Annotated in this window: 25 protein-coding genes and 1 pseudogene; 10 read left to right on the forward strand and 16 right to left on the reverse strand. The window is 71.9% G+C overall.

Annotation, left to right across the window (positions count from 1 at the left end; translation table 11 throughout):
- On the forward strand, positions 1-2,418 hold the full coding sequence (locus tag ACZ6TI_RS37685; protein WP_465350025.1) for a P-loop NTPase fold protein: 2,418 nt from the start codon (positions 1-3) through the stop codon (positions 2,416-2,418).
- A gap of 26 nt (positions 2,419-2,444) precedes the next feature.
- Here ACZ6TI_RS37685 and ACZ6TI_RS37690 read toward each other — a convergent pair.
- A pseudogene (locus ACZ6TI_RS37690) lies at positions 2,445-3,038 on the reverse strand (DUF2306 domain-containing protein); the annotation flags it as partial.
- Between the two features lie 109 nt (positions 3,039-3,147).
- Here ACZ6TI_RS37690 and ACZ6TI_RS37695 point away from each other — a divergent pair.
- From ACZ6TI_RS37695 to ACZ6TI_RS37705, 3 genes are read left to right on the forward strand one after another with little or no spacing between them, the layout of a single operon-like run.
- Positions 3,148-4,428 (forward strand): sensor histidine kinase, encoded by a 1,281-nt coding sequence (locus ACZ6TI_RS37695; RefSeq protein WP_465350026.1) that lies wholly within the window; start codon positions 3,148-3,150, stop codon positions 4,426-4,428.
- A gap of 5 nt (positions 4,429-4,433) precedes the next feature.
- A complete protein-coding gene (locus tag ACZ6TI_RS37700) occupies positions 4,434-5,111 on the forward strand; it encodes a response regulator (protein ID WP_465350027.1) in 678 nt (225 codons plus the stop codon).
- Positions 5,112-5,164: 53 nt separating this feature from the next.
- The gene (locus tag ACZ6TI_RS37705; RefSeq protein ID WP_465350028.1) at positions 5,165-6,151 is read left to right on the forward strand and encodes an NAD(P)-dependent alcohol dehydrogenase; all 987 of its coding nucleotides are present in this window, start codon (positions 5,165-5,167) and stop codon (positions 6,149-6,151) included.
- 48 nt (positions 6,152-6,199) lie between these two features.
- Here ACZ6TI_RS37705 and ACZ6TI_RS37710 read toward each other — a convergent pair whose 3' ends face one another.
- Positions 6,200-7,033 (reverse strand): phosphotransferase family protein, encoded by an 834-nt coding sequence (locus tag ACZ6TI_RS37710; protein ID WP_465350029.1) that lies wholly within the window; start codon positions 7,031-7,033, stop codon positions 6,200-6,202.
- A gap of 178 nt (positions 7,034-7,211) precedes the next feature.
- Here ACZ6TI_RS37710 and ACZ6TI_RS37715 point away from each other — a divergent pair, with 178 nt between their 5' ends.
- Entirely contained in the window at positions 7,212-8,588 is a 1,377-nt protein-coding gene (locus ACZ6TI_RS37715; protein ID WP_465350030.1) for a right-handed parallel beta-helix repeat-containing protein, read from the forward strand.
- Between the two features lie 34 nt (positions 8,589-8,622).
- Here the strand turns inward: ACZ6TI_RS37715 and ACZ6TI_RS37720 are convergent, their stop codons facing one another.
- The 3 genes from ACZ6TI_RS37720 to ACZ6TI_RS37730 are packed head-to-tail and all read right to left on the reverse strand — an operon-like array spanning position 8,623 to position 10,239.
- Positions 8,623-9,036 carry a DUF998 domain-containing protein gene (locus tag ACZ6TI_RS37720; RefSeq protein ID WP_465350031.1) on the reverse strand — a complete coding sequence of 138 codons (414 nt, stop codon included), beginning with the start codon at positions 9,034-9,036 and terminating at the stop codon, positions 8,623-8,625.
- 59 nt (positions 9,037-9,095) lie between these two features.
- Positions 9,096-9,572, reverse strand: a complete 477-nt coding sequence (locus tag ACZ6TI_RS37725; protein ID WP_465350032.1) for a DUF3291 domain-containing protein — start codon at positions 9,570-9,572, stop codon at positions 9,096-9,098.
- Between the two features lie 22 nt (positions 9,573-9,594).
- On the reverse strand, positions 9,595-10,239 hold the full coding sequence (locus ACZ6TI_RS37730; protein WP_465350033.1) for a helix-turn-helix transcriptional regulator: 645 nt from the start codon (positions 10,237-10,239) through the stop codon (positions 9,595-9,597).
- Here ACZ6TI_RS37730 and ACZ6TI_RS37735 point away from each other — a divergent pair.
- On the forward strand, positions 10,238-10,504 hold the full coding sequence (locus tag ACZ6TI_RS37735; protein WP_465350034.1) for a hypothetical protein: 267 nt from the start codon (positions 10,238-10,240) through the stop codon (positions 10,502-10,504). The genes ACZ6TI_RS37730 and ACZ6TI_RS37735 overlap by 2 nt on opposite strands.
- A 22-nt stretch (positions 10,505-10,526) precedes the next feature.
- Complete coding sequence (locus ACZ6TI_RS37740) at positions 10,527-10,772, forward strand: hypothetical protein (RefSeq protein WP_465350035.1); 246 nt, start codon at positions 10,527-10,529, stop codon at positions 10,770-10,772.
- Positions 10,773-10,782: 10 nt separating this feature from the next.
- Here the strand turns inward: ACZ6TI_RS37740 and ACZ6TI_RS37745 are convergent, their stop codons facing one another.
- Positions 10,783-11,700 (reverse strand): serine hydrolase, encoded by a 918-nt coding sequence (locus ACZ6TI_RS37745; RefSeq protein WP_465350036.1) that lies wholly within the window; start codon positions 11,698-11,700, stop codon positions 10,783-10,785.
- A 137-nt stretch (positions 11,701-11,837) separates the two neighbouring features.
- On the opposite strand from ACZ6TI_RS37745, the gene ACZ6TI_RS37750 reads away from it, so the two are divergent.
- Complete coding sequence (locus ACZ6TI_RS37750) at positions 11,838-12,512, forward strand: hypothetical protein (protein WP_465350037.1); 675 nt, start codon at positions 11,838-11,840, stop codon at positions 12,510-12,512.
- Between the two features lie 137 nt (positions 12,513-12,649).
- Positions 12,650-15,676, forward strand: a complete 3,027-nt coding sequence (locus ACZ6TI_RS37755) for a glycosyl hydrolase (protein WP_465350038.1) — start codon at positions 12,650-12,652, stop codon at positions 15,674-15,676.
- 74 nt (positions 15,677-15,750) lie between these two features.
- On the opposite strand, the gene ACZ6TI_RS37760 is transcribed toward ACZ6TI_RS37755, so the two are convergent.
- Both ACZ6TI_RS37760 and ACZ6TI_RS37765 read right to left on the reverse strand, forming a co-directional pair.
- Complete coding sequence (locus ACZ6TI_RS37760; RefSeq protein WP_465350039.1) at positions 15,751-16,788, reverse strand: S1 family peptidase; 1,038 nt, start codon at positions 16,786-16,788, stop codon at positions 15,751-15,753.
- 204 nt (positions 16,789-16,992) lie between these two features.
- Positions 16,993-18,345: an FAD/NAD(P)-binding protein gene (locus ACZ6TI_RS37765; protein WP_465350040.1), complete on the reverse strand. Its 1,353-nt coding sequence runs from the start codon at positions 18,343-18,345 to the stop codon at positions 16,993-16,995.
- A 148-nt stretch (positions 18,346-18,493) separates the two neighbouring features.
- Here ACZ6TI_RS37765 and ACZ6TI_RS37770 point away from each other — a divergent pair, with 148 nt between their 5' ends.
- Entirely contained in the window at positions 18,494-19,021 is a 528-nt protein-coding gene (locus tag ACZ6TI_RS37770; RefSeq protein ID WP_465350041.1) for a GrpB family protein, read from the forward strand.
- Positions 19,022-19,159: 138 nt separating this feature from the next.
- Here the strand turns inward: ACZ6TI_RS37770 and ACZ6TI_RS37775 are convergent, their stop codons facing one another.
- The 8 genes from ACZ6TI_RS37775 to ACZ6TI_RS37810 form a co-directional block, all read right to left on the reverse strand.
- Positions 19,160-19,879 carry a winged helix-turn-helix domain-containing protein gene (locus ACZ6TI_RS37775; protein ID WP_465350042.1) on the reverse strand — a complete coding sequence of 240 codons (720 nt, stop codon included), beginning with the start codon at positions 19,877-19,879 and terminating at the stop codon, positions 19,160-19,162.
- Positions 19,880-20,232: 353 nt separating this feature from the next.
- The gene (locus ACZ6TI_RS37780; RefSeq protein WP_465350043.1) at positions 20,233-20,922 is read right to left on the reverse strand and encodes a hypothetical protein; all 690 of its coding nucleotides are present in this window, start codon (positions 20,920-20,922) and stop codon (positions 20,233-20,235) included.
- Positions 20,919-21,347 (reverse strand): hypothetical protein, encoded by a 429-nt coding sequence (locus tag ACZ6TI_RS37785; RefSeq protein WP_465350044.1) that lies wholly within the window; start codon positions 21,345-21,347, stop codon positions 20,919-20,921. The genes ACZ6TI_RS37780 and ACZ6TI_RS37785 overlap by 4 nt, the downstream gene beginning before the upstream one ends.
- A 54-nt stretch (positions 21,348-21,401) precedes the next feature.
- A complete protein-coding gene (locus ACZ6TI_RS37790) occupies positions 21,402-22,745 on the reverse strand; it encodes a S8 family serine peptidase (protein WP_465350045.1) in 1,344 nt (447 codons plus the stop codon).
- A gap of 391 nt (positions 22,746-23,136) precedes the next feature.
- Complete coding sequence (locus tag ACZ6TI_RS37795) at positions 23,137-23,763, reverse strand: response regulator (protein ID WP_465350046.1); 627 nt, start codon at positions 23,761-23,763, stop codon at positions 23,137-23,139.
- Positions 23,760-24,929, reverse strand: coding sequence for a sensor histidine kinase (locus ACZ6TI_RS37800; RefSeq protein WP_465350047.1), 1,170 nt, complete (start codon positions 24,927-24,929; stop codon positions 23,760-23,762). Before ACZ6TI_RS37800 ends, ACZ6TI_RS37795 begins: the two co-directional genes overlap by 4 nt.
- Before the next feature lie 10 nt (positions 24,930-24,939).
- A complete protein-coding gene (locus ACZ6TI_RS37805) occupies positions 24,940-25,362 on the reverse strand; it encodes an ABA4-like family protein (RefSeq protein WP_465350048.1) in 423 nt (140 codons plus the stop codon).
- Positions 25,359-26,252, reverse strand: coding sequence for a hypothetical protein (locus tag ACZ6TI_RS37810; protein WP_465350049.1), 894 nt, complete (start codon positions 26,250-26,252; stop codon positions 25,359-25,361). Before ACZ6TI_RS37810 ends, ACZ6TI_RS37805 begins: the two co-directional genes overlap by 4 nt.
- Between the last annotated feature and the right edge of the window lie 33 nt (positions 26,253-26,285).

Raw genomic sequence — 26,285 nt, forward strand, 5'->3', positions numbered from 1 at the left:
ATGACTGTTCCGCCCGGGCCCGCACGCCGCGGAGCGGTCCTGCGGATCCGGAGTGGAGAAGTGACCGGCACCGGCTTCTTCATCGGTCCGGGGATGGCTCTGTCCACCGCCGAGGTCGCTTCCGGCGCGACAGCCGCCGTGCACTGGCAAGGTGAGACGCTCACAGCCGAGGTCCTCGCGAAGGATGCGCAGCGCGACCTCGCCCTGTTCGACGTTTCCTCCTCGCTGATCACGCATCCCGACATTCCTCTCGGCGACACCGACCCGGCGCCCGGCACCCAGCTGACCGCGTATGGCTTCACCAGATTGAATGACGGCACACCCGCGCTGATGTCGGCGCCGATCGTGGTCGGCCGTGCGGTCGGCAGCCGCCTCAGCATCGACGGCGAGCTCGAGTTCGGTCTCTCCGGAGCACCGGCGATCGACGACGCGGGACGACTCGCCGGCGTGGTCGGCGGCAGCGGCCTGATCCCGGTCAGTGAGGTCTACCGGTTTCTCAATGATCCACCGCAGGTCTCCGCGCCCGTTCCGCCTCGAGAGCGAGCGGCGGTCGGCACGCGCGGGTTTCCGGACGGCCCGGCCGCGGAGGATCGTCTCGGGCGCCGGGTCATCGTCGACGTCCTCGTCGACCTGCTGTCACCCGCCGACGGCGAGCCACGGCAATCCGGCCCGGCAAGCACCGACGACGGCACCCCGCAGTGGCCGACCGAGCACCAGGGCCCGCGGGTGATCGCGGTCGACGGCCCGTGGGGCAGCGGCAAGACCACCGTCATGCGGTTGGTGCACGACCGCCTGGAGGAGGGGTTCCAGGCCTGGCGCGGCCGGCACCGATCCGGCCTGAGCCACTGGCAGCGCTGGGCCGAATGGCGTCGATCGCGGCGGGTGAGCGCCATCGGCGCCCACCGGATGCTCTCGGTCTGGCGCCGAGCCGCCGCGGACCGCCCCGCACCCGCACCCGGCCCGATCGTGTCGCGCCCGCCGATCGTGGCCCGGTTCGAGCCCTGGGCACACCAATCGAGTGAGCAGGTCTGGGCCGCGCTGACCAAGGTCATCACCCGGACCGCGGTCACCGCCATCTGCGGGAGCCCGGGCGCCGCCCGCCGGTTCTGGCTGGCCCGCAACGCCGAGCGCCTGGACCTGTCCCGGCTGCGCAGGCAGCTGTGGAAGGGAGTCGCCTCCCCGCTGCTGCGCGTCTCGGTGTTCGCCACCGTCATCCCGATCGTGGTGCAGTTCGTGCGGCCGGAGTCGGCGATCCGGCCGTGGGGATTGGCTCCCACGACGCTGGCCTGGCTGCTGCCGCTCGCGCTGCTCGGCGCAGGCCTGCTGCACACCGCGGGTCGCTACCTGTTCGGCCGGGCCTCGGCGTTCCTGCCGGCGGAACTCTTCGAGGGACCGGTCCTCAGCGGCGGCCTGGCGATCGCCGCGCCCGACCCCGCGCTGCGGGACCCGCTCTACCACGCACAATCCGGCCAGTTGTACCTCGTGCAGCACGACGTCGCCCTGGTGCTGCGCCACCTGCACGAGTCGGGCCATGAGCTGGTGGTGTTCGTCGACGACCTGGACCGGTGCAGTCCGCACACCAGCGTCGAGGTTCTGCAGGCGATCAACCTGTTCCTGTCCGGCAACCTCACCGGCTGCCGATTCGTGGTCGGCCTGGACCAGGTCGCGGTGGCCGCCCAGGTCGACGTCGCCTACGCGCACATCACCGACAGTGAACCGCTTCGGCACGGCGATGATCCGACACCGGGCTGGAGCTTCCTGCGCAAGCTCATCCAGCTGCCGGTCACGCTCCCCCGCCTCGCCGACACCGACCTGGAGACGTTTCTCACCGGGCTGCTGGAGCCCGGTTCACCGACCCCGGCGGCGCCGACCGCCGAGCCGGCCACCACGACTGCGCCGACGCCCGACGTGGAACCCACTGTTCCAGCGCCGAACCGGCCGGCGCCGGCCGTGGTGGTGGCGGCGCAGACCCGGTATCTGGAGCGGAACGACGACGTGCGCGCGATGTTGCTGACGCGCGTCCGCGCCGCGGCGGACCCCTCCGGCCGGGAGACCAAACGCCTGGTCACGATCTGGCAGTTCTACGTCCGCATCCTGCTGCTCGAAGACCAGGACACCGACTTCGCCGACCGCGTCGATCAGGCCCGGCGGCTGGTGGTGGTCGCCGAGATCGTGGCACGGTGGCCCGCCCTGGCCCGCCGGCTCCGCACGGTGGTGGACGGGCGCCACGGCATCTGGCGGCTGGCCGAGACCGCCGGCGACTACCTGGAGTGGAACCGCACCGCCAACCGGCTCAAGCTGGACGTCACGACGAACCGGGCCGCCATCGACAACCTCCGCGAACTGCTCGGCGGGCCGGAGGGCAGAGAGATCGCCGCGCTGTTCGAGCGGGCCGACTTCCGCATCGCGGGAGGGTGAGGCCGGCCGCGGCGGATGATCCACTCGGCCACCACGGCGTTGATCAGCCAGGCGACGGCCATCGTGCCGGTCCGGCTGGCGACAGTGAACGAGCCCACCGCGATCAGCCAGGACGCCTGGGTGAGGAACTGGGTGCCGGCGCCCATGCCGATCGCGTAGCCGCGGATCACCCAGGCCCGGTGCGCCGGGAAGTCGCGCCGGCGGACCATCACCAGGCCGAGGATCAGCGCCGCCGTCATGTAGACCCCGACCACCAGGCGGATGCTCGCCAGCAGCGCGCCGTCGATCTCCGCGGGCGGCAGGAAGAAGGTCAGCCACAGACCGGTCAGAGCGGCGAGGAGTCCACAAGGGATCACGATCCGCCCGGCGATGCGATGCCGGCGGCGGTGGCGCCGTCGGTAGCGGGGCGCGAACTGGAACGCGCCGAGCACGCTGAAGACGGTGACCGACACGATGTGCAGGATCACCGGCACCGGCGCCGAGGTGATCCGGTCGCTGTCCGGCAGCAGCTGGGCGCCGCCCGCGAACTCGGTCAGCCGGAGACTGCCGGCCAGTGCGGGCACGGCGGCGAGCAGCAGCAGCCCGGTCGGGATCAGCCAGTTCGACTTCTTGTCAGCCATGCTCCGATCGTCACGGCCGGCGGGCCTGGGCTCATCGGAGCGCAGGCCGGAGAATCGGGCGTACTTTCGGCCGGTTCGGCAAACCAAAGTTCTCGCCTACGATCGGGACGTGCGTGACCTCCTCCGCTCGGCGTGGACCGAGCCCCGTCCCCCGGACCCGCCCGCGCGGGCCGCCCGGGACTGGGTGCTGCTCGGTGTGGTCGTCGCGCTGGTCGTGGTCGAGAGCCTGATCAAGCAGAGCTATTTCTTCGGGATCGTCGCGGTCGTGCTGGCGCCCACCCTGCTGTGGCGTCGCACCCGCCCGCTGCCGATGGTCGCGATCGCCTTCCTGGGCAACTCCCTGGCGGCGTTCGTCGCCGGCCAGGAGCACGATCTGATCTCCATGGCCTATGGTCTGCTGCTGCCCTATGCGTTGTTCCGCTGGGGTTCCGGGCGCGAGGCGCTGGCCGGAGCCGGGATCATCCTCGGCAAGATCTCGCTGGCCGCGAGCGTCGGCCATCTCGGCGTCGGCGACCTGGTCGCGGGCTTCGTGTTCATGTTCGCGATCTTCGCGCTGGCCCTGGCGATGCGTTACCGGGCGAGGCTCCGGGTCCGCGAGCTCGACCAGGCCAAGCTGCTCGAGCGCGAGCGGCTGGCCCGCGATCTGCACGACACCGTGGCACATCACGTCTCGGCGATGGCGATCCGCGCGCAGGCCGGCATCGCGGTGGCCCGCACCCGGCCGGAGGCCGCCGTCGAGGCGCTGCACGTGATCGAGGCCGAGGCGTCCCGCGCCCTGACCGAGATGCGCGCGGTGGTGCACGACCTGCGCGAGCGGCAGGACGACCTGCGCACGAGCATCGAGCGGCTGGCCGCCGGCGAGCACACCGGCGCGGTGGTCGACGTCGAGGTCGCCGGTGACCTGGACGACCTGTCGCCGAGCGTGGGGTCGGCGATCTACCGGCTCGCGCAGGAGTCGGTGACCAACGCCCGCCGGCACGCGCGAAACGCCACCCGCATCGAGGTGCGGGTGGCCGCCGACGCCGGCTCGGTGCGCCTGCGGGTCAGCGACGACGGCGAGGTGCCCCACCCGGCTGCGCCTGCCCGCACCACCACTCTCGCTGGGGGAGACGGCGGGTTCGGCTTGGCGGGCATGGTCAAGCGTGCTGGTTCCGCTGGGAGAAACGGCGGGCTTGGGCTGATCGGCATGGACGAGCCTGCTGGCCCTGCTGGCAGAGACGGCGGGCTCGGGCTGGCCGACATGGATGAGCCTGCTGGTCCTGCCGAGAGCGACGGCGGGTTTGGGTTGGCCGGCATGGTTGAGCGGGCCGGCCTGCTGGGCGGGACGGTTGTCGCCGGTCCGGGTGTGGAGCGCGGCTGGACCGTGACCGCGGCGCTACCCCGACGATGAGCAAGATGCCGGCGGTGGGGGCGGTTCGGGTTGTGGTTGCTGACGATCAGGAGATCGTGCGCACCGGGTTAACCATGATCTTGAATGCTGAGCCGGACATCGAGGTCGTCGGCGAGGCCCGGGACGGCCGCCAGGCCGTCGAGATCGCACAGCGGCTGCGGCCCGACGTGTGCCTGCTGGACATCCGGATGCCCGGCATGGACGGCCTCGAGGCCACCCGCCGGCTCGCCGGTCCGGCGGTCGCCGATCCTCTCGCGGTCGTCGTGATCACCACCTTCGATCTGGACGAGCACGTCTATGCCGCGCTGCGGGCCGGGGCCCGCGGGTTCCTGCTCAAGGACGCCGGCGCCGCGCTGCTCGCCCAGGCCGTGCACGCGGCCGCGTCGGGCGACGCGCTGATAGCCCCGAGCGTCACCACCCGGCTGCTCAAGGCCTTCGCCGACGCCGGGCCGGCCGCGGCGCCTCCGGTGCAGCCGATCGAGCCGCTGACCGACCGCGAGGAGGAGGTGCTGACCGCGGTCGCCCGGGGCCGCACCAACGCCGAGATCTCCCGCGAGCTCTACATCAGCCTCAGCACGGTCAAAACACACATCGGCAGCCTGATGGCAAAGCTCGGAGTCCGTAACCGGGTGGAGATCGCACTGTGGGCGTTCGAAACCGGGCGCACCAATGGACGGTGGTGATCCGGCCTCCGGTCCGATGAGGACCGCCCGGCGCAACCGTCACGCTGGCTGCCATGAAAGCCATTCTGCACAACCGATACGGCTCCCCTGACGTCCTGCGGCTCGCGGAGATCGACCGGCCGGCGCCCCGGGCCGGTGAGGTGCTCGTGCGGGTGCACGCCGCCTCGGTGAACGCGCGCGACTGGCACCTGCTCCGCGGCGACCCCCTGCTGGCCCGGCTGGCCCTCCCCAGGGTGCTGGGTTTGCGCGGCCCCAGGCGAAGGATCCGCGGCACCGATGTCGCCGGCCGCGTCGAGGCGGCGGGGCCGGGTGTGACGCGTTTCCAGCCGGGCGACGAGGTGTTCGGCGACCTGGGTGACGCGCACGGCGCCTTCGCCGAATACGTGTGCGCGCCCGCCGCCGACCTCGAGTTCAAGCCGGCCAACCTCAGCTTCGAGCAGGCCGCCGCGATCCCGCTGGCCGGCACCACCGCGCTGATCGGCATCCGCGACCTGGGCCGGGCCCGGCCGGGCCGGCGCATCCTGATCAACGGCGCGTCCGGTGGCGTCGGCACGTTCGCCGTGCAGATCGGCAAGGCGCTCGGCGCCGAGATCACCGCGGTGTGCAGCACCAGGAACGCCGGCCTGGTGCGGTCGCTGGGCGCGGACGACGTCATCGACTACACGCGGCAGGACTTCGCCCGCCTCGGCCGGCGCTTCGACGTGGTGCTCGACCTGGTCGGCAACCGCTCGCTGGCCGACCTGCGGCGGGCCCTCGCGCCGGGCGGCACGCTGGTGCTCTCCGGCGGCGGCTCGTTCCGCGGACGCCCCGGCCTGGTCGGGCCGATGGGCCTGATCATCCGGTCCCGCTTCACCCGCGGACGGATCCCGGTGCTGGCCGCGCCGCCCAGCCAGGCGATGCTGGCGACCCTGCGCGAGCTCACCGAGTCCGGCGCGGTGATCCCGGCGATCGACCGCACCTACCGGCTGAACGAGGTCCCCGACGCGATCCGATACGTGGAGACCGAACACGCCCGCGCCAAGGTCGTCATCACCGTGTGAGGCCGAGGGAAGGTGTATCGGGCGTTCATGAGGCGGGCCGGGTCTTCGTCAGAGCTGTGCGATCGCGGCTCTGAGGAAGTCGTCGCGCCGGCGGGTGGCGTGCGGACTGTAGGACTCGGTCGGTGTGTTGAGCGCTGCTGTCGCGTCCCAATAGGCGATGTTCTCGGCTCGGGTGCCGGTGGCCTGTTCCCAGCTGGCCAGGACGTGGCCGGGGGCCTCGTCGTGATAGCTGATCGCGGCCTGTTTGCGCAGCTCGCCGAGGTCTACGCCGGGGTCGCCGACGCCCGCCGTCTTCCAGTCGATCAGGGCGTGCACGGTGGCGTCGGCGATCAACGTGTTGCCGGGCCACACGTCGCCGTGCACGAAGACGACCGGCCGATGCGGGGGCTCGATGGCCTGGATCCGGTCGTCGGCCAGCTTCAGCAATGCGGTGGTGGGGATTCGGCCGGCCCGGCGGTCCGCGGCGAAGTCGTCGACGGCGATCGGGCGGGGGCGGAACGGGAGGTGCAGTTGCGGGGCGAGGCTGATGGTGTGGACCCGCGCGATCGCCGCACCCGCTGATCTGAGCAGCGCGACCGACGGCGTGCCGGGCCAGGTGCTGGTCCCGGGCAGCACGGTCTCCAAGGTTGCCGCTGTCCCGGCCTCGCGACCGTCGAGATCGGCCGCCAGCAGGCGCGGAGCCGGCAGCCCGTGTCGCTCGGCGACCTCCAGCGCGGCCGCGTTGGTGGCGATCTGATCGGGTGTGATGCGGCTGCTCGGGGTCCGGAGGATCACCGGGCGCGTGGCCGCATCGATCCACCACGGGCTTTCGCTGCCGTGCAACGAACGGACGGCGCCGATCGCCTCGCCACAGCCCAGGCGCGCCTCGACCCAGGCGAGCAACCGCTTGCGTTGTCTATCTTTCCCGCACCGGATGAATCTGGACCACGCCTCCCCGGCTGTCAAGGTGCCGCGAAACGCGCACTTCAGATTGAACGTTTGCGCTGGTCAGAGCGTTGCGGGATAGTGCGTTTCCGGGACCTGCGGCTCAGGGGTGACAGCGATGCGTGGTGGTCGAAGCTTGACGTTCGTGGCCTGTCTGATGCTGCTGGCAACCGCGCTGCCGGCACCCGCGCAGGCGACTAGTGAGCGGACGTTGTTCGTCTCGCCGCGCGGCTCGGACAGCGCGACCGGGACGCGCCACGATCCACTCCGGACGCCGCAGATCGCCGTCGACCGGCTCGGTCGCGCGGGCGGCACCGTGATCTTCGCCGGCGGCCGGTACGCCGGCCGGCGGATCGTGCTGAAGGGCCGCTCGCACATCACGCTGCGCGCCGCCGCCGGGGCGAAGCCCGTGCTCGACGGCGCCGGGATCACGCCGCCGCGCGGGCAGAGCGGCATGATCGAGATCCGGAACAGCTCGGACGTCACCGTCTCCGGGCTGGCCGTCACCGGCTATCGCACTCGCTCGCTCGAGGCCGTGCCGATCGGCATCCTGGTCACCGGCGCCGGGCACGGGATCCGGCTGCGCGGCAACCACGTGCACCATCTCGGCAACGACAACGGCACGCTGGGCAGCTTCGACATGAACGCGCACGGCATCGCCGTCTATGGCACCAGCGCGGCCGAGTCGCTCTCCGACGTGCGCATCGCCGGCAACGAGCTCGACCATCTGGTGCTCGGCGCCAGTGAGAGCCTCGTGCTGAACGGCAACGTGGACGGTTGGGCGGTCACCGGCAACACCATCCACGACAACAACAACATCGGCATCGACGCCATCGGTTTCGAGGGGACGATCTCCGGCCCGGCCCGCTTCACCGAGGTGAACCGCGCCCGCAACGGGGTCATCGCGGGCAACCGGGTGTCCCGGATCATCAGCGAGGGCAACCCGGCCTATTGGGAGGACGGCGTCTGGTGCAACTGCGCCGACGGCATCTACATCGACGGCGGCGCGGACATCACGGTGGCCGGCAATCGGGTGGACGCCTCGGACATCGGCATCGAGGTGGCTTCGGAGTGGCGCCAGGGCCGCACGAACGCCATCCGGGTGGCCGGCAACACGATCACCCGCAGCCGATACACCGGCCTGGCGATCGGCGGTTACGACGAGGACCGCGGCGAGGCCTTCGACATCACCGTCACCGGCAACCACCTGCGCGGCAACAACACCCTGAACGACGGCTCACCGGAACTGCTGCTGCAGTACTACGTGCACGACACGTCGATCACCCACAACACGATCGTCGCCACGAAGCCCGGCGAGGCCGTCCTGCTCCAGCGCTACCGGCCGGTCGGCGGCGCGGCCAGGAACGCCCGGGTGACGCTGAACCACAACAGCTATCGGGGCCGCGTCCCCGCCGGCGAGGAGCGCTACATCTGGAACGGCGTCGAACGAACCGGCCTGACGGCCTACCAGGCCGCCAGCGGCCAGGACCGGTCGAGCACCTACCGTTCCTGACCCACGCACGGACCCGGCAGGGCCCGGGCCGCCGTCAGGTGGGCCCCGGCCCGGTGCCCGCGGGAGCATACGGTCCGCACCCCGACGGACGTGGGCAGATGTGTTGCTTTCCGATCTTGATGGTGGCGGCCAGGAGCCAGAGCAGGTCGGTCGCGATGGCAGTGCGTTCGGCGATGCCCGCGAACGCCGGCGCGGCGCCGAGGAGGATCGCCAAGGCCGCCGTGGCCAGCAGTGATGCGGCGGCGAGCAGGCGCAGGGCGGTGGTTCGCGACACGACGGTGACGGCCACCGCGAAGATCGTCAGCGAGGTCAGGGCGGCGACGTGGTGGACCGTGCCGAGGATGGCGGGCTGATGCCATCGGCCGGACGGATTCGCCGGGAACGCGCCGGCCACCAGGGCGCCGGCGGCCCAGGTCGACAGTGCCCAGCGGATCCACATGCGACGCATGTGAAGGACGGTAGGGATCGTCCGCCTGCCCGGCGTCCTCCCGGGGGCGTCACTTCGGGCTACGCCGTTGGGCGGCCTGCTACGTCGTGGGGAGTAGGCGCCGGGTGCGGGTCGCGGAAGGTGAAGGCGTGCGGGGTGGGGCCGTCGCGGCCGAGCAGCTCGAGGCGATCGCCGGCCTCGGCCAGGGTGGGCAGGTCGCCCGCCGGGATCCACCACAGAGTCAGGTGCGGCCCGTCGAACGGCACGAACCACCCCCGCCGGCGCCGCATCACGTCGAGATGACCCGAGCGGTAGGAATATCCCCGCAGTGCGTCGAGCGACTCCCACACGGTCAGGTTCACGATGATGTCCGGGCCGAACGGGCGGAACGCGGTCGCGTCGCCGGACGTGTCCTGCAGCCGCCACACATAGCCGGGTGACGCCTCGGCCAGCGCGTTGATCTCGGGTTGCAGCGCGACGAAATCGGCCAGCACGGGACTGTCCAGGGGCGCGCGGAGGCGGGCGATGTTCAGCTGGGCGAGGTGGTGGGCTGCCATGCGGGCAGCGTACCGGTGTATGTCAAGAGTTTTTGTTTTTAGAAGTGATCACGACGCAGCAGCCGGTCGCCTCGGGGGCGAGTCGGGCGACCCGGCCCGCGTCGCCGACCAGACCTTCGAGCAGGGCGAGGTTCGAACCACAGACCAACGGCGGGTACGCCTGGGCGAGCGCATGGAACGGGCAGTTGCGCAGGCGGATCGTGCCGTCCGGCTCCTCGACCGGCTCGTACCCGAGCGTTTCCAGTCCTTTGCGGACTCCGCCGCCGGCCAGCGCCGCGCCCTGCTCGCGGGCCGCCGCATAGGCCGCGGGTTCCGCACCCGCCCGCTCCACCGCGGTCGCCAGCACATCGGCCAGCATCCGGTATGCCCGCGGCGGCAACGTCACCTCGTGCTCGGCGTCGGACCGGCGGTAGAGCTTGGCCGGGCGCCCGGCGCCGGGACCGCCCTGACGCCGCGGGGTGATGGTCTCCAGCAGCCCGGCCTCGACCAGCTTGTCGAGATGGAACGCGGCCAGCGTGCGCCCGATGCCCAGCGCGTCGGCGACATCGTTGCGGCTCACCGGCTCGGCGCTCGCCGCCGCGTGCTCATAGGCGGCGCGGCGCAGCGGATCCCGCAGCGCTCCGATGGCATCCAGCGACATGCCGCCGACGCTACGCTTCGCGGTCATGACCGCCACCGGTGCCATGCCGATGCTCGCCGCGCTTCGGGCGATGCGGGTGGAACGGGCCGGGCCGCGGCTCTCCGGGTACGCCGCCCTGGCGGTTCCGCGCCGCTATTCCGCACCGAACGCTCGCCGGGAGGCGGTCCTACGGGTGTTGCTCGATGATGTCCGGGTCGCGGAGTTCGTCAGCGGCGACAGTGCCACCGTGTCACTGGACGCCGACGCCGTCGTGATCGGAGTCCGCGGCGGCATCCGCGCCGAGCTCAGGTGATCGAAAACGGTTCAGACCGAACTTGCCGCGCGCGGCCACCACCCCACCGGATCGGGCACAACTCACGCTCGCCGGCTGGGACACGGGCCGCGGCACCTCAGCGCTGGTCAACGTCGCCGTGCGGGAGGATGACGGCCGGTGGGGCCTGCGGTCCACGAGCTTCGAGGAGGCGTCGCACCTCGCGCTGACCACCGCCGCGTTCACCGAAGCGCACGCCGTCGCCCGGGACGACTTCTCGCTCGGTGACGCGTTCCGCGTGCGGCGGTGATCGCCGCTGCTCAGTATTCGAGGTATTGCCTGGTCATCTTGGCGGTCTTCTCGACCGCGGAGATGCCGCTCGCCATGTCCGTGTTGTTGTGCGAGAGGACGGCGATCGAGACGTCGACATCGTCGCCCGTGATGCGGCCGACCGAGTTGATGATCCACAGGCCGTTGTCGGTCGAGCGGGACAGCCAGCCATTTTTGACCGTGAACTGCTCGCCGGTCGAGGCCACCGCGGGGACGCCCCAGTCCTGGTCCTCGAGGACCGAGTTCATCAGGGTGAAGGCCAGCTTGCGGGAGTCGGCGTCGAGCGGGCCCTTGGTGTCGACCAGCTCGCCGAGCAGTTTGACCTGATCGCGGACCGTGGTCTGGGTCAGGCCCCAGGCGCTGTTGACCTTGGTCTCTTTCAGGCCGAGCCGTTTGTTGGTCTTGCTGACGCCGGACACCGCACCCAGCCGGCCGAAGAGCGCGGTGGTGGCGTCGTTGTCACTGGCCCGGATCATGCGCTTGGCCAGCGCCAGCTCGTCGGCGGTGAGGTCGCGCTCCTTGTCCTGCGCGGTGAGCAGCAGGCAGGCCAGCACCTGGACCTTCACGATGCTCGCCGTCTCGTATTTCTCGGCGCCGCGGAAGGAATAGGTCTCGCCGGTCTTCTTGTCGAGCACCGCGACCGAGAACTCGGGGGCCGTCGTGGCGTATTTCTTGAGGGCCGCATCGAGCGCCTTGACCTGCTTGGCCCGCTCGATCTTGCGGAGCTCCTCGGGGCTGGGGCCGGTCGGGGTCGGCGAGGGCGTCGGTGACGGGGCGTCGTTGAACACGCCGGACAGCGGCAGGACACTCTGCCCGCCGTCGCCGCTCATGCCCACGGCCACCAGCGCGCCACCCCCCAGAATCACCACGGCGGCCACGCCCAGGATCAAGTTCCGCGTTCCAAGCACCCAGACATACTGCCGCGCCCGATAGCCGAATCGTCACCCGTGGGGGCCTCCGGGGCAAGATTGACGCGAACTTTGACCCAGCGGCGTGTTTCGTGCACGGAGGGTAGGGCGGGCGGCGAGGGGGCAGTATGGGTGTCATGGCCTTCGGAATCCCGTCCCCGTCCACCGTCGTCGAGCTGGCCCGCGCCGCGGTGGGGCAGGTGGTGGAGACGGCGGCCACCGTGGCGACCGTGCCGTTCCGGGTGATGAGCCTGGTCGGGCAGGCCGAGCTGCTCGCCAGCCGGATCACGATGATCACGGAGAACGCGGAGGCCCTGGTCGAGCGGATCGCGCGGATCGCGGAGGAGGCCGAGTTCGTCACGACCGGCGCCGCCAAGGTCGTCGGCTCGGCGGCCGCGGCCACCGACGCGGCGACCGCGATCATCACCGACGCCGCGGCCACCACCGGCGCCGCTTCCGCGGTCGTGGTGCGCGCGGCCACCGCGACCGGCGAGGCCGAGGAGATCCTGCACGGGTACGGCGACACGCTGCGCAAGGCGGCGCCCCTGGCCCAGCGGTTCGTGGACGAGCTGTCACCGGAGGAGATCTCCGCCGCGATCAAGATGGTGGACACCTTCCCGGACCTGCGCCGGCACCTGGTCGACGACGTGATGCCGCTGCTCGGCAAACTCGACCAGGTGGGCCCGGATCTGCACAAACTTCTCGAAGTGACCGAGGATCTGCACCTGGCCATCGCCGGGCTCCCCGGGCTCAAGATGCTGAAGCGTCGCGGCGAGGAACGCACGGAGGAAGGGTCCACGATCGGGCGGTAACGACCAATTACGCCCAAGGTCGAAGAGCGTCTCGCCAAGGCGAAGGCCCCGGCCGAAACATTGACGTAACTCGCTGTACGCAGTTAGCCTTCCGGCACCCCGGAGAGCGCTCTCTCCCCAATTCCGGAGGCATCCCCATGCCCAGTCCCCGCCGCCGGCTCGCCGGCTTCGCCATCGCGACCCTGGTCGCCTTATCCGGCGGAACTCTCGCCGTCGTCCTGTCCGGCACCGCCGAGGCCGCCACGGTCGGAGCCGGCAGCTACACCGAGACCCTCCCGGCCGGCGCCAAGCTGCCCACCGGCTGCGGCGACCTGGCCACCAACCCGCGGCAGTTCCTCACCGCGAACGCCCCGGCCGGCGCGGTGCCGACCAACGACTGGTGGTCCTCGCTGGTCTTCAAGAAGGGCGACGACTGCGCGTTCTCGCAGCCGCTGTTCGCCGGGCCGGCCGCCTACCGGCCGGTGGCGAGCGGGCTCGGGCTCTCGTACCAGACCGAGGCCGCGATCAGTGGCAGCGCGACCGGACTCGGCGAGTACCACTACCCGTATGCGCAGCATGTGGTGGTCGGGGTCGCCGGGCTGAACGCGCCGCGCGCCCTGGTGGACGGCTGGAGCGACTGGACCGTCACGCCCTCGTGGAGCGACGGCGCCCGCACGCTGAAGGCGACCATCGGGCACGGCCTGCCGCTGTCCTTCTACCAGGTCACCGGCGGGGACGCACAGATCTCGATCGTCGGGCCGCCGACCGTGTGGCAGAACGCCAACGGCCGGGTCGGCTGGTCGATCGGTGGGCACGACTACGTGGCGTACGGTCCGGCCGGCTCGACCTGGTCGCTCAGCGGGACCACCCTGCGGTCCTCGCTCAACGGACGCGGCTACTTCTCGGTCGCGGTGCTGCCGACCACGTCGGGCACCAGCACGGCGGACAAGATCGCGCTGGCCGACCAGTTCGGCACCTACGCGCACAGCCACGTGACCGGCAGCCGGATGAACTACTCGTACAACCAGTCGGCCGGCACGGTCACCACCACCTACACGCTGACCACGACCGCCCGCGAGGGTTCCGCCACCGGCTCGGTCATCGCGCTGTACCCGCACCAGTGGCGCTACCTGACCGGCGCCTCGCCGCTGGCCCAGACCTACGTGTCCCCGCGCGGCCAGATGAAGGTGCTCACCGGCGCCTCGTTCACCACGTCCATGAAGTACACCGGCGTGCTGCCCGAGATCCCCGCGGTCGGCGACTCCGCCGGCGCCGACCTGTCCACGGTCAGCGCCTTCCTGCAGAGCGAGCTGAACGACCCGGCGCAGTTCAAGGGCGACGACACGTACTGGACCGGCAAGGGTCTGGGCCGGGCCGCCCGGATCGCGGAGATCGCCGACCAGCTCGGCCTGACCGCGGTGCGCGACTCGGCGCTGAACGTGATCCGGACCCGGATCACCGACTGGTTCACCGCTTCCAGCGGCAAGAGCGCGCGGCTGTTCTACTACGACCGCAACTGGGGCACGCTGATCGGTTACCCCGCTTCCTACGCCTCCGACGAGGACCTGAACGACCACCACTTCCACTACGGCTACTTCATCGCGGCCGCCGCCACGCTGGCCAAGTTCGACCCGACCTGGGCGTCCTCGGCGCGCTACGGCGGCATGGTGGACCTGCTGATCCGGGACGCCAACAACTACGACCGCACCGACACCCGGTTCCCCTACCTGCGGGACTTCGACATCTACGCGGGCCACGACTGGGCGTCCGGGCACGGCGCGTTCGGCGCGGGCAACAACCAGGAGTCGTCCTCGGAGGGCCAGAACTTCGCCAACGCCCTGATCCAGTGGGGGCAGGCGACCGGCAACAACGCGGTGCGCGACGCCGGCATCTGGATCCACACGACCCAGGCCGCGGCGATCAACGAGTACTGGTTCGACGTGCGGAACGAGAACTTCCCGGCGAGCTGGGGGCACAACTACTCGGCGATCGTCTGGGGTTCGGGTGGCGCGTACGCGACCTGGTTCTCCGGCGAGCACGCGCTGATCGTCGGCATCAACATGCTGCCGATGACCGGCGGGCAGCTCTATCTGGGCGACTACCCGGCCTCGGTGCGGAGCACGTACGCCGAGCTGGTCCGCAACAACGGCGGTGAACCGACGCTGTGGCGGGACATGCTCTGGCAATACCTGGCACTCGGCGATCCGGACGCGGCGTTGTCGAAGTTCCGGGCCAACTCCAGCTATACGCCGGAGGAGGGCGAGAGCAAGGCGCACACCTTCCACTGGATCCGCAACCTGGCGGCGCTGGGGCAGGTGGACACCGCGGTGACCGCCAACCACCCGCTGGCCAAGGTGTTCTCGAAGAACGGCGCCCGCACGTACGTGGCCTCGAACATCACCGCGAACGCGCTGACCGTGACCTTCTCGGACGGCCGCGTGGTGAACGTGCCGGCCGGCCAGACGGTGGCGACCGGGGCGCAGAACTGGGCCGGTGGCAGCGCGACCGGCGGTGGCGTGACGCCGCCGACCGACCCGCCGACCGACCCGCCGCAGGGCTGCACGGACAGCACGCTCGCCTCGCAGGGCCGGCCGGTCACGGTGTCGTCGACCGAGGCGGGCTACCCCGGCTCGAACGCGGTGGACGGGAACGCGGCCACCCGGTGGTCCTCGGAGTTCGCGGATCCGCAGTGGATCCAGATCGACCTCGGTTCGACCCGGTCGCTCGCCCGCGCGGAACTGTCGTGGGAGGCGGCGTACGGGAAGGCGTACCGGATCGAGACCTCGACCAACGGCACCGCCTGGACCACCGTGGTGAACGCCACCGGCCGCACCGGCGGCGCGGAGACGCACGCGCTCACCGGGACCGCGCGCTATGTGCGGCTCTCCGGCACCGAGCGGGGCACGCCGTACGGCTACTCGCTGTGGGAGTTCAAGGTGTTCGCCTGCGGCGGCACGACGCCGCCGACCACACCTCCGACGACTCCGCCGACGACCCCGCCCACCACTCCCCCGACCACGCCGCCCACGACCCCGCCGACCAGCGGGGCCTGGGCGCCCAACACGGCCTATGCGGTCGGCACCGAAGTCACCTACGGCGGGGCTCGTTACCGCTGCCGGCAGGCGCACACCTCGCTGCCGGGCTGGGAGCCGCCGAACGTGCTGGCTCTCTGGCTCCCGCTCTGACGCAAGTAAGCACGTGAGAAGGGGCCGCGCTCCGGTAAGCGCGGCCCCTCTTCCTGCGGTAAAGAAAAGCCGGATCAGTAAACGGCAACCCCGTAGACGCCCAGCGGCTCGGTGACCGGCTGGAAGTACGTGGTGCCGCCCGAGGAGCAGTTACCGCTGCCGCCCGAGGTCAGGCCGTGCGCGGTGCTGCCGCTGTAGAGCGAGCCGCCGCTGTCGCCGGGCTCGGCGCAGACGGTGGTGCGGATCAGGCCGGAGACCGAACCCTCGGCGTAGTTGACCGTGGTGTTCAGCGCGGTGACCCGGCCCGAGCGCAGGCCGGTCGTGCTGCCGCGGCGGTAGACGGTGGAGTTCACCGTCGGGTTGGCCGCGCGGGTGATGTCCACCGAGCCGACCGCACCCGGCTTGGCGATCGTGGTGTTCGTGTAGCGCACGATGCCGTAGTCGTTGCCCGGGAAGCTCGAGCCGGTGCGAGTGCCCAGCGTCACCGAGCCGTTGGTCCAGGTGGCGCCGATGTTGGTGCAGTGCCCGGCGGTCAGGAAGAAGCTCGTGCCCGAGGGGTTGCGCACGTTGAAGCCCAGCGAGCAGCGCCCGCCGCCGGTGTAGATCGCGTCGCCGCCGGAGATGGTGGTGGACAGCTTGCCGGACTCGATCTCCAGGCGGGCCGTGTCGCCGAGCCCGGCGACCAGGTCCTTGACGGCCTGCAGCTTGGCGCCGGTGACCGTGGCGTCGGCCGTGACGACGACCTGGTTGGACACCGGGTCGGTGCCGAACGTGGTGCCCGGCGTCTTCAGCTTGGCGGTGAGCGAGTCGAAGCTGGCGGCCAGCGTCTCTCCGCTGCGGCTGACGTAGCGCGGGGTCGCGCCCGCGGCCTTGACGGACGACGCGGTGGCCGCGTCCGTCACGTTGACGACCAGCTTTCCGCTCGCGTCGAGGTAGGACCCGGAACTGCGGTCGCCGAGCGACCGGTCCAGGGTGGTGGCGAGCGTGGAGGCGGCGAATGCCGCGTCCGGGCCGATCGGGGCAGCCGCCGCGGGTGACGCGACGAAGGCGCTGCCCACCAGAATGCCGACGGCCAAGCCGACGATCGGCCGGCAAAGCTTCGGGTTGAGCACGGTTCCTCCCAGGGGGGTGGGACGGCGCACCGGGGGTTCGGCGTGCCGGAAGGTGCTCTCGCAGTATTGAGGCTTCTCGATGGCGACTCAAGGCTCGTTAAGGTTTACACAATGTTTTCTAGACACCCATCAAACATGTCCTGAGCTGCGGAAAGCCCTTCGTCATACGCCGGTCTTATTACTCAACTGGGATGCAGACCCCGCTTAGGCCGCACTTTCCAGGGCCGCCTCGACGGCCGGCGCGATGTCCCGGGCGAGCCGCCGCGCCTGTTCGCGGATCTCCGGCACGGCGGTGGTCTCCCACCGCGCCCCACGGCGCAGGGGCCCCAACACCCAAACCCTTTCCCGGGTACGCGCGTCCGCGCCGATCAGCCGTCCGCTGTGGTCGATGTCCAGTCCGAGGGAGTGCGGACCGACCCGGGCGGCGCCGTCGGCGAGCAACGCCGCGGCGAGCGATCCCGCGGCGGCCGGCAGCAGCCCCGGCCCGGCGCAGTTGACCACCGCACCGACCGCGAGCGGCCCACCGGCCAGTTCCACCAGAAGCCCGCCGTCCGCGGCCGGGGTGATCCCGCGCAGCCCGCCGGCCCGCACCCGAAGCCGGTCCTCGGTGCGCAGCGCCGCGATCCGCTCGGTCACCTCGGGCGCCATCCGGTGCCGGTGACACTCCCACGGCCGGGCCAGGTGCCGCAGGAAGGCATCCTGTTCGGCCGGCGTCATCGCGCCCCACAGGCGATCGAGGTCCGGCCGCAGACCGTCCACGATGGCCCGCCAGTCGCCGGCCTCCCCGGCCGCCGCCCGCACCACCCGGATGACCTCCCGCAGACTGGCGCAGTCGTCGAGGGCGGGCTTGCGCGGCGGCGCCGCCGTGACGGTGTGGCTGAGCGGCAGCAGGCCGCGCCGGCTGACCGCCACGACGGTGCGCCCGGAGTCGGCGGTGAGCGTGAGCGTCACGTCGACCGCGGTCAGCCCGGTGCCGATGAGCAGCACCGGCCGATCCTCCGGCAGTGCCTCGAGCACGCCCGGCCGCCAGGGGTCGGCGGCATAGGCGGGGTGGTCGCGGATCGCCTCGGGCACGGCGGCCGGCTGTGCGCCGGCCGGGTTGCCCACGGCCAGCACCACGTGGTCGGCCCGGAGTTCCCAGCCGTTCTCCAGCACGACCACCACGTCCCGCCCGCCGGGGGCCAGGGCCGGGCCGTCGCCGGTGCGCACCGAGACCGCCCGGGCCGCGATCACCCGCAGCCGGTGCGGGCCGGCCGCCTGCGACGCCTCGTCGAGCACCGACCGCAGATAGGCGCCGTAGGTCAGCCGCGGCGCGAAGTCCTGCGGCGCCACCCCGGCCCAGCGCGCGAAGTGACCCGGATCCTCGGGGTCCGCGCTCATCGCCCCGGCGCGCGAGTTGAGCAGGTGCCACGGCTTCGCCATGCCGTAGGCGACCCCGCCACCCACCTCCCCCGGCTCGATCAGCAGAACCTCGACACCGGGCGTGCGCAGCAGCTCACGGGCAGCCAGCACCCCGGAACACCCGCCACCGATCACCGCCACCGTCTGCCGGGACATCGCGCCACCCCATACCCATATCGCGCCCAATTCCTATAGACACGATAGGCGTGATGGGTTAACCGGGTCCAGGACACACCGGAGCCGCGATCGGCCGTCACCCGGACGAGCGGCAGCGCCGATCAGTGCCGATCAGTAGAGTCCCCTGGTGATCATCGAAGTTCGCGACTACGACCCGGCCTGGCCGGAGTTCGCCCGGCAGGCCATCGGCGAGCTGACCACGGCGGCGCCCGGGTGGCTGGCCCCGATCGAACACATCGGCAGCACCGCCGTCCCCGGCCTGGCCGCGAAGCCGGTGATCGACCTGATGGCCGCGACCGGCTCGCTGGACGTGCCGCCCCCGGTCGAGGACGCCGTGCGGGCGCTGGGCTGGCGCCGGATGGACTCGACGATGTCCGAGCGCCTGTGGTTTCGCCGCGAGGGCGAGCCGGTCGCCTACCACCTCCACGTGGTCCTCGCGCCGTCCTGGGACACCCGCAACGAGCGCCTGCTCCGCGACCACCTCCGGACCCACCCGGCGGACCGCGAGGCCTACGCCCGGCTCAAGCGCGACCTGGCCGCGGCCGGCCACGACGGCGACGCCTACACCCGGGCCAAGACCACCCTGATCCAGCGCATGATGGACGACGCCCGCACCGCTCGCGGCCTCCCCACGATCAACGTCTGGGAGGAGTAGGCCACGCGAGGCCGGGTCCGGCCGATCGAGAGAGGCCGCGGCGCGCCCCGGACGCCGCCCGCGATTCACGAAAGACTCAGGTCGAGGAGTGACCCCCGGACCCCGGACCTCGTCTCGTCTCGTCTCGGCTGGACGCGGCTAGACGATGCGCAAGGGAGCCGCGTCCGCCAGGCGGTAGCCGATGCCGTAGACCGTGGTGATCAGTTCGTGGTCGGCGAGCTTGGAGCGCAGCCGGCTGATGTGCACGTCGACCGTGCGGGCGCCGGTGTGCACGTGACCCCAGACCCGGGCCAGCAACTGCGCCCGGGTGAAGACCTGCCGGGGGTGCTCGGCGAAGAACAGCAGCAGGTCGTATTCGAGGCGACTGAGCTCGAGCAGCCGGCCGTCGCGGAACGCGGCCCGCGGCGCCGGGTCCAGATTGATCACGCCGGGCTCGCCGGCCGGACCCGCGACCGGTGCGCGCAGCGCCACGTCGGCGCCCGGTCCGGCCGCCTCCACCAGCTCACGCAGCGCGGCCAGGACGCGGTCACGGTTCTCCCGCGCACCCCCGTCGATGCTGATCGTCACGGTGAGCGGCACATCCGCCGACACGTCGTCCACCAGACCGACCGCGGCGGCCGCGGCGGCCACGGACGGAAGGACGGCCACCGACGCGGGCGACGGATCGGCGGGCGCGGCAGATCCGGCGGGAGGGGCGGTGCCGACCGGCGGGGCGGTGCCGACCGGCGGGGCGGTGGACGGGACCGGGCGCAGGCGGGCTCGCGGACGGCGGCGCGGGGCGCGGGCCGCCGAGGCGACATCGGGCCTGGCGGTGGCGGGCGCGGTGATGTCGGTGCGGGCTACGGCGGGAGCGGTCATGATTTCCTCCGGGTGGGATGGTCGGGACGGGCGAGCCGCCGGGTCTCGGCGGGCGCTTACGATACTTTTCCCATATGCGGGATAGGCTTTGAGACGCGCGGAACGCGCCGGGAAAGCGATCGCATGGATGACCCGTCAGCGGGTCAGAGGCAGCGCGGACACCGAGCGCTTGCGCACCGCAGAAGGTCGATGGCAAGGCGGGTGGTGAGTCGCTCACGCCGCTGCATGAGCCCATCGTCGTCAAGCCGAAACGCCCCGTCAAAGCCTGTCCAACAGATGGGAATGATGTGACATGGCTTACCGCACGCGAAAAGGCGCGCCCCACCGGTGCGGAGCGCGCCTTTCGCCGGGGATCAGGCGGCTCGGCGGCGGCCCCAGAGCTTGACCGCCGCGACCACGACGGCCACGCCACCCATCATGAGCGCGCCCCACAACAGCAGGCCGGCGTCCTGGTCGCCGTCGAACCAGCGGGCCCAGGCCAGCACCGTCGCCGCGGCCACCACCAGCGCGCCGGGCAGGCTGCCGAGCGCCCGGCGGCGAGCCGCGGCGCGGAACAGACCGGCCGCGGTGTCGGCCACCACCAGCAGGGCGGCGACCAGGCACCCGCCGAACGTGTAGGACCGCACCGCGATCGTCACGTCGGCGTCGTCCAGCCGGAAGACGAACAGCAGCAGTGCGACCCCGAGCACGATCGCGGGCACCACGGCCGAGCCGAGCTCCCACAGCCGTGGCGGCGGCCGTTGCCGATCCTGTCGTTTGCGCGGGATGTAGTCCCACGCCCGGTCGGTGAACCACCGGGCGGACAGGGCGCCGAACACCGACAGCGCCAGGAACACGATGATCGGCGGCAGCACATGGCGGCTCGCATAGGCCGCGATGGCCGCCACCAGGGCCGCCACCGGCAGGCTGGTGAAGGCCGCCACCAGGCGCGCGTTGCGGAACGACGCGCGGGCCTCGGGCAGGTCGAGCGGGTGCACCAGCGGCTGCACCGCGGGGTCGGGGAGCTGGACCCCTTCACGGATCTCTTCGGACGCGGCGTTCACGCGGACCTCCACGGGGCCTGATCGAGGAAACTGGCGGTGGCATGAGGGCGGGCGATGTCGTAGACCTTCTGCCGCGAGACGCCCAGTCGCCCGGCGACGGTGACGGCGCTGAACTCGTCGAGGAGCGCCTCCACCGCGACCGCCCGGATCGCCGAGCTGCGCGACGTCAGGTGCGCGGTCAGCGCGCCGACCTCGGCGGCCAGCAGGGCCACGGCGAGCGGGCCGCCATGCGACTCGGCCCAGTCCTCGACACCGCTGGTGGCGGCGGCGAAGAGCTGGTCGCCGCCGTCCGCCAGCGCGGCCCGCACGTGCGCGGGGCCGACGCCGGCCGACACGAGCCGCTCGCGGATCGAGTCACGGACATCGGTGGGGCGATGCGCCAGGACCTCGTCCCAGCCGATGTCACCCCCGGGTTGACTGCTCATGCGGAAATGATGTGTCACCCCGGGGGTTACTGTCAACCCGGGGGCGACAAGCAGCTATCGGACGGTCAGGGTGTAGGTGCGGGAGGTCCGCTTCGGCACGTAGTCGAGGAAGGTGATCGTGACCCGGCGGGCGGCGGCGGCGCGCGGAGTGCCGACGATGCGGCCGTTCGGGGCCAGTCGCAGGCCGGCCGGCAGCGTGCCCGCGCCCACCCGCCAGGCGCCCTGGCGCGAGCTCTTCAGGGCCAGCCGGGCCAGGTAGGGCTTGCCGACCGTACCCGGGGGAAGGGTCTTGGTCTTGATCTTGGCGCGGGCCGGCGGGCGCGGGACGTAGAGCAGGCGGTTCGGCGAGCCCCGGCGGGCGGTGACCTTCTTGCGCGTGGCGTTCTCGACCAGGGTCGCGCGGACCTGGGCGGGACGGTAGGACGGGTGCGCGTCGAGGATCAGCGCGACCGCGCCGGCCACGTGCGGCGCGGCCATCGACGTGCCGCTGAGCACCCGGGTCACGGTGCGGCTGCCGATGAAGGCGGACCGGATGGCGACGCCGGGCGCGAAGAGGTCCACCGACGAGCCGTAGTTCGAGAAGTAGGCGCGCTGATCCTGCTTGCCGGACGCGGCCACGGTGATCGCCGCGGGCAGACCGGCCGGGCTGTAATCGCCCGCGTTGCGGTTGCTGTTGCCGGCCGCGACGACGTAGGTGATGCCGCGCTTGATCGACCGGGCCACCGCCGACTCCAGGGCGGGTGAGTAGCCGTCGGCGCTCAGGCTCAGGTTCGCCACCGCGGGCCGGATCGCGTGCGCGGTCACCCAGTCGACGCCGGCGATGATGTCCGAGACGTAACCGACGCCGCGGCAGTCGAGCACCCGCACGGCGACGATGCTCGCCTTCTTCGCGACGCCGTGGGTGCTGCCGCCGATCGTGCCCGCGACGTGCGTGCCGTGCCCGTCGCAGTCGTCGGCCACCGCGTCGTCGCCGACGAAGTCGTAACCGTAGGAGGCCCGGCCGGCGAACTGCCGGTGGTTGATCCGCACGCCGGTGTCGATCACGTACGCGTGCACCGCGCTGCCGTCGTCGGTCGGCGTGAACGACTTCGAGCGCTTCCTCTTGCGCTGGTCGATCCGGTCGAGTCCCCAGGTCGGCGCGGCGTCGGCGCGCACCGGGCGGTCCTGCTCGACCGCGATCACGCCGGGTCGCACGGCCAGTCTCCCGGCCTCGGCGGCCGATATGGCAAGCGTGGCCGAGCCGGACGCACGCGTGACGATGTAACGGCCGGGCACCGCGTCGAGCGCGTCGGCGCCGAAGACGACGCCGCTGCCCGGCTCTTCAACGGCGGCCGCGGGCGCGGCGACCAGGGTGGACAACAGGGCGGCGGCGAGGCCGAGGCGCGCGATCGGGGGCATCGTGCCACCGTCCCCGGGCCCGGGAGCAGGACGGTTGCAACAGAGGCGCGGCCGGGTTGCGACGCAGAAAACAACACTGAACGTCATCGATGCGCAACAGTCCGCTCTTGATTTGGCCCCATCCCGCACCACGAACGCGCTCTGGGGCATCGGCGTCTTCGCCGTGGTCTGGCCGGCCCGGGCTGGGTGATCTTCGGCGCGATCAAGCAGGCGGCCGGACATGGTGGCGTGCCGGACGCACGACGCGTGCGTCTGCTCGCTCTGCCTGAGCACCGACAAGGTGGCGGATCACGTTCTTCCGGAGCAACCTGCCGACAGGAACGCCGCATCCGCGATACCGTGAGAACAACAGACCGGGAACCCGCCGCCACGGGTTCCCGGTCTTTGTGTCTCAGAGGCCCTTGGCCTGCAGCGCGAGGCGCACCCGGTTCGGCGCCCCGGTCTTGGCCATCAGGCTGGTGACGTGCGTTTTCACCGTCGTCACGCCGATGTGCAGCCGGTCCGCGATCTCGCCGTTCGACAGGCCCTCGGCGACCAGGTCCAGCACGTCCCGCTCGCGGTCGGTGAGCCCGCGCACCTCCCGTGGCGCGCCCGAGCGCGTCTGCACCGCGCGCTGCACCAGCCGCCGCAGCACCTCCTGGCTGAACGGGCTGTCCCCGGCCGCGGCCCGCCGGATGCCGTCCAGCAGTTCCTCCGGCGGCGCGTCCTTGAGCAGGAAGCCGGTCGCGCCCGCGGTCAGCGCCGGATAGAGGTGATCGTCGTCTCCGAACGTGGTGAGCACCAGCACCCGGGCGGCCGGCCGCTCGGCGAGGATCCGGCCGGTCGCGGTGATCCCGTCCACCCCGGGCATCCGCAGGTCCATCACCACCACGTCCGGCGCGAGCCGGCCGGCCAGGGTGACCGCCTCGCGGCCGTCGCCCGCCTCGCCGACCACCTCGAGGTCGGGCTGGGCGTCGCAGAGCATCTTGAGCCCGGCGCGGATCATCTTCTGGTCGTCGACCAGCAGCACCCGGATCATGCGGTGCTCGCCGCCGGCAGCACGGTCGCGACCCGCCAGCCGTCGCCGTGCGGCCCGGCCTCCAGGCGCCCGCCGAGCACCTCGACCCGCTCGCGCATGCCGGTCAGGCCGTGCCCGCCACCCTGCGGCGCCTCGTGCGGGGCGGCGCCGCCGTCGTCGGCCACCTCCCACTCCACGTCGCCGTCCTCGACGGCCACCCGCAGCCGGACGTGCGCCGACGCGCCCGCGTGTTTCGCCACGTTGGTCAGAGCCTCCTGGGTCAGGCGCAGCACGGCCAGGCCGCGCACCGCGTCGAGGGTGCCGACCGGGCCGGAGATGTCCGCGTCGACGACCAGGCCGGAGCGGCGGGCCGTCTCCACGGCGCCGTCCAGCGCGACGGGCAGGGTGCCGGGTTCGATGGCGGTGAGCGCGGCGTCCCCGCGTACGCCATCCGGGTCGCGCAGCACCGAGACCAGCCGGCGCAGGTCCGCCAGGGCCGCGGTGCCGGTGTCGTGCACGTCGTCGAAGACCTCACGCACCGGCGGCTCGAGGCCGGGCAGCACGTGCCGCACCACGCCCACCCGCAGCACCATCGAGGCGACGTGGTGGGCGACCACGTCGTGCAGTTCGCGGGCGATCGCGGCCCGCTCTTCGGCGCGCGCCGCCCGGCTCTCCGACTCGCGCCGGCGCTGCTCCTCGACGGCCCGCTCGGCCTCCTGCCGGCCCAGCTCACGGGTGGTGCGGATGACCATGCCGAGCAGCACCGGCAGGCCGATGACCACGGCCAGGCCGAACAGCGTGTTGGCCGGCTCGATCTCGCCGTCGGCGACCGCCTCGACCAGATAGACCGTCAGCACCAGGCCGCAGGACCACCACACCCGGGACAGCCGCGGCGCCCACAGGGCCAGCTCGAGCAGCGCCCAACTGGCGCCGACCTGGTTGATGGTCTGATCGTCGAGGAAGCAGAACGCGGCGATCAGCAACGAGGTCTGGGCGAGCAGATTGAGCACCGGACGCCGGTGCAGCACCAGCGTCGCCGTGAAGGCCGCCACCGCCAGCGCCCACTGCAGGGCGGTCCGCTCCTGGCCGGGGTGCCCGAACAGCAGGTAGCCGAGGCCGCTGAGGTTGAGCAGCAGCATCCGCACGAGGGTGTCGCGCGCGTCGAACAACCGGCTCACCCATCCCACGGCGGACAGCCTAGGCCGCTTTCGGCCAGCGCGGCCGCAACAGCAGGTAGGCCAGCAGGCCGACCGGGCCGAGCAGGATGGTCAGCAGCAGCACCGGCGCCATCACCAGGGCGGGGACGCCGCGCTCGCGGCTGTCCAGATATGCCCACCGCCCGACGAACAGGTCGAAGGTGACCATGTGCGCCCAGGCCGCCGCGGCGCCGTCGGCCGTGCCGAGCAGCTCCCGGATGCCTTCCAGGGTGGGCTGGGCGACCGCCGGGAAGATCTCGCCGAACGAACCGGCCACCAGCACGAGATAGATGATCAGGCCGGGCGCCACGATCCACGGCGAGCCGGCGATGCGCTTCGTCCAGGACCAGTGCGGCAGCACGATCATCAGCGCCCAGAACGGCGCGGCCACCAGGAACGTCAGCGAGAACAGCGCGCCGGTCATGCCGCCAGCTCCATCTCGTGCTTCCGGTTGAGCACCAGCAGGGCGGACGCGGCCGTCACGCCGACCAGAACGCCGACCGCCGCCAGGGTGATCGCATCCGGCCTGATCACCGACTGCCCGCGCAGAGCCTGCCAGGTCAAGAGCAAGGTCATTCCGGCGTACGCCCAGCCGGCGACGCGCAGCAGCCCGACCTTGGCCCGCTCGTCCAGCCGGACCGCGAAGCGGGTCAGCAGGAACGCCAGGATCGGCAGCGCCTGCAACGCGTGCAGCCCGACGAAGTGGCCGATCCGCAGGTCGCCGGCCACCGTGCTCCAGCCGACCACGGGCAGGCCGGGCCCGCCGTCCAGGGCGCCGACGGTGTGCGCGCCCGCGGTGTCCTCGTCCGGCACCTGCATCGTCATCGGGAACGCGGCCAGCATGCCGACCAGCGCGCCGCCGAGCCCGAACCGGACCCCGGTGGCGGCCACCCGATCGGCGATGCGGGCCCGCAGCACCACGATGGCGATCACGAAGTGCGCGATGAACAGCACCAGGATCGCGATGGCCATCACCCGCCAGAGCGCCGAGTTCAGCGCCGAACTCTCGTTGTAGTGGCTGGCCTGGCCGCGGATCACCTGGCCCACGATGACCAGCATCTCGGCCAGCAGCGCGCCCACGATGACCACGGCCGACCGCTCGGCGACCCGGCTGCGGCCGGGCAGCAGCGAGAGCATCCAGGCCAGCGTGGCGGCATAGAGCGTGATGGAAACCGAGAACTTGAACGGCTTGAGCCAGATCGCGGCGCCGATCAGCATCCGGTCGTCGGTGAAGGTTCCGATCGCGGTGCCGACGGTGAGCACCGCCATGGCGGCCACCAGCACCATGAGCGGGCGATTCCAGGTCTTGGTCATGCCCCTGAGCCTTCTGCCCCGCGGAGATCGAAT

It is taken from the genome of Actinoplanes sp. NPDC051388 (assembly GCF_055586225.1).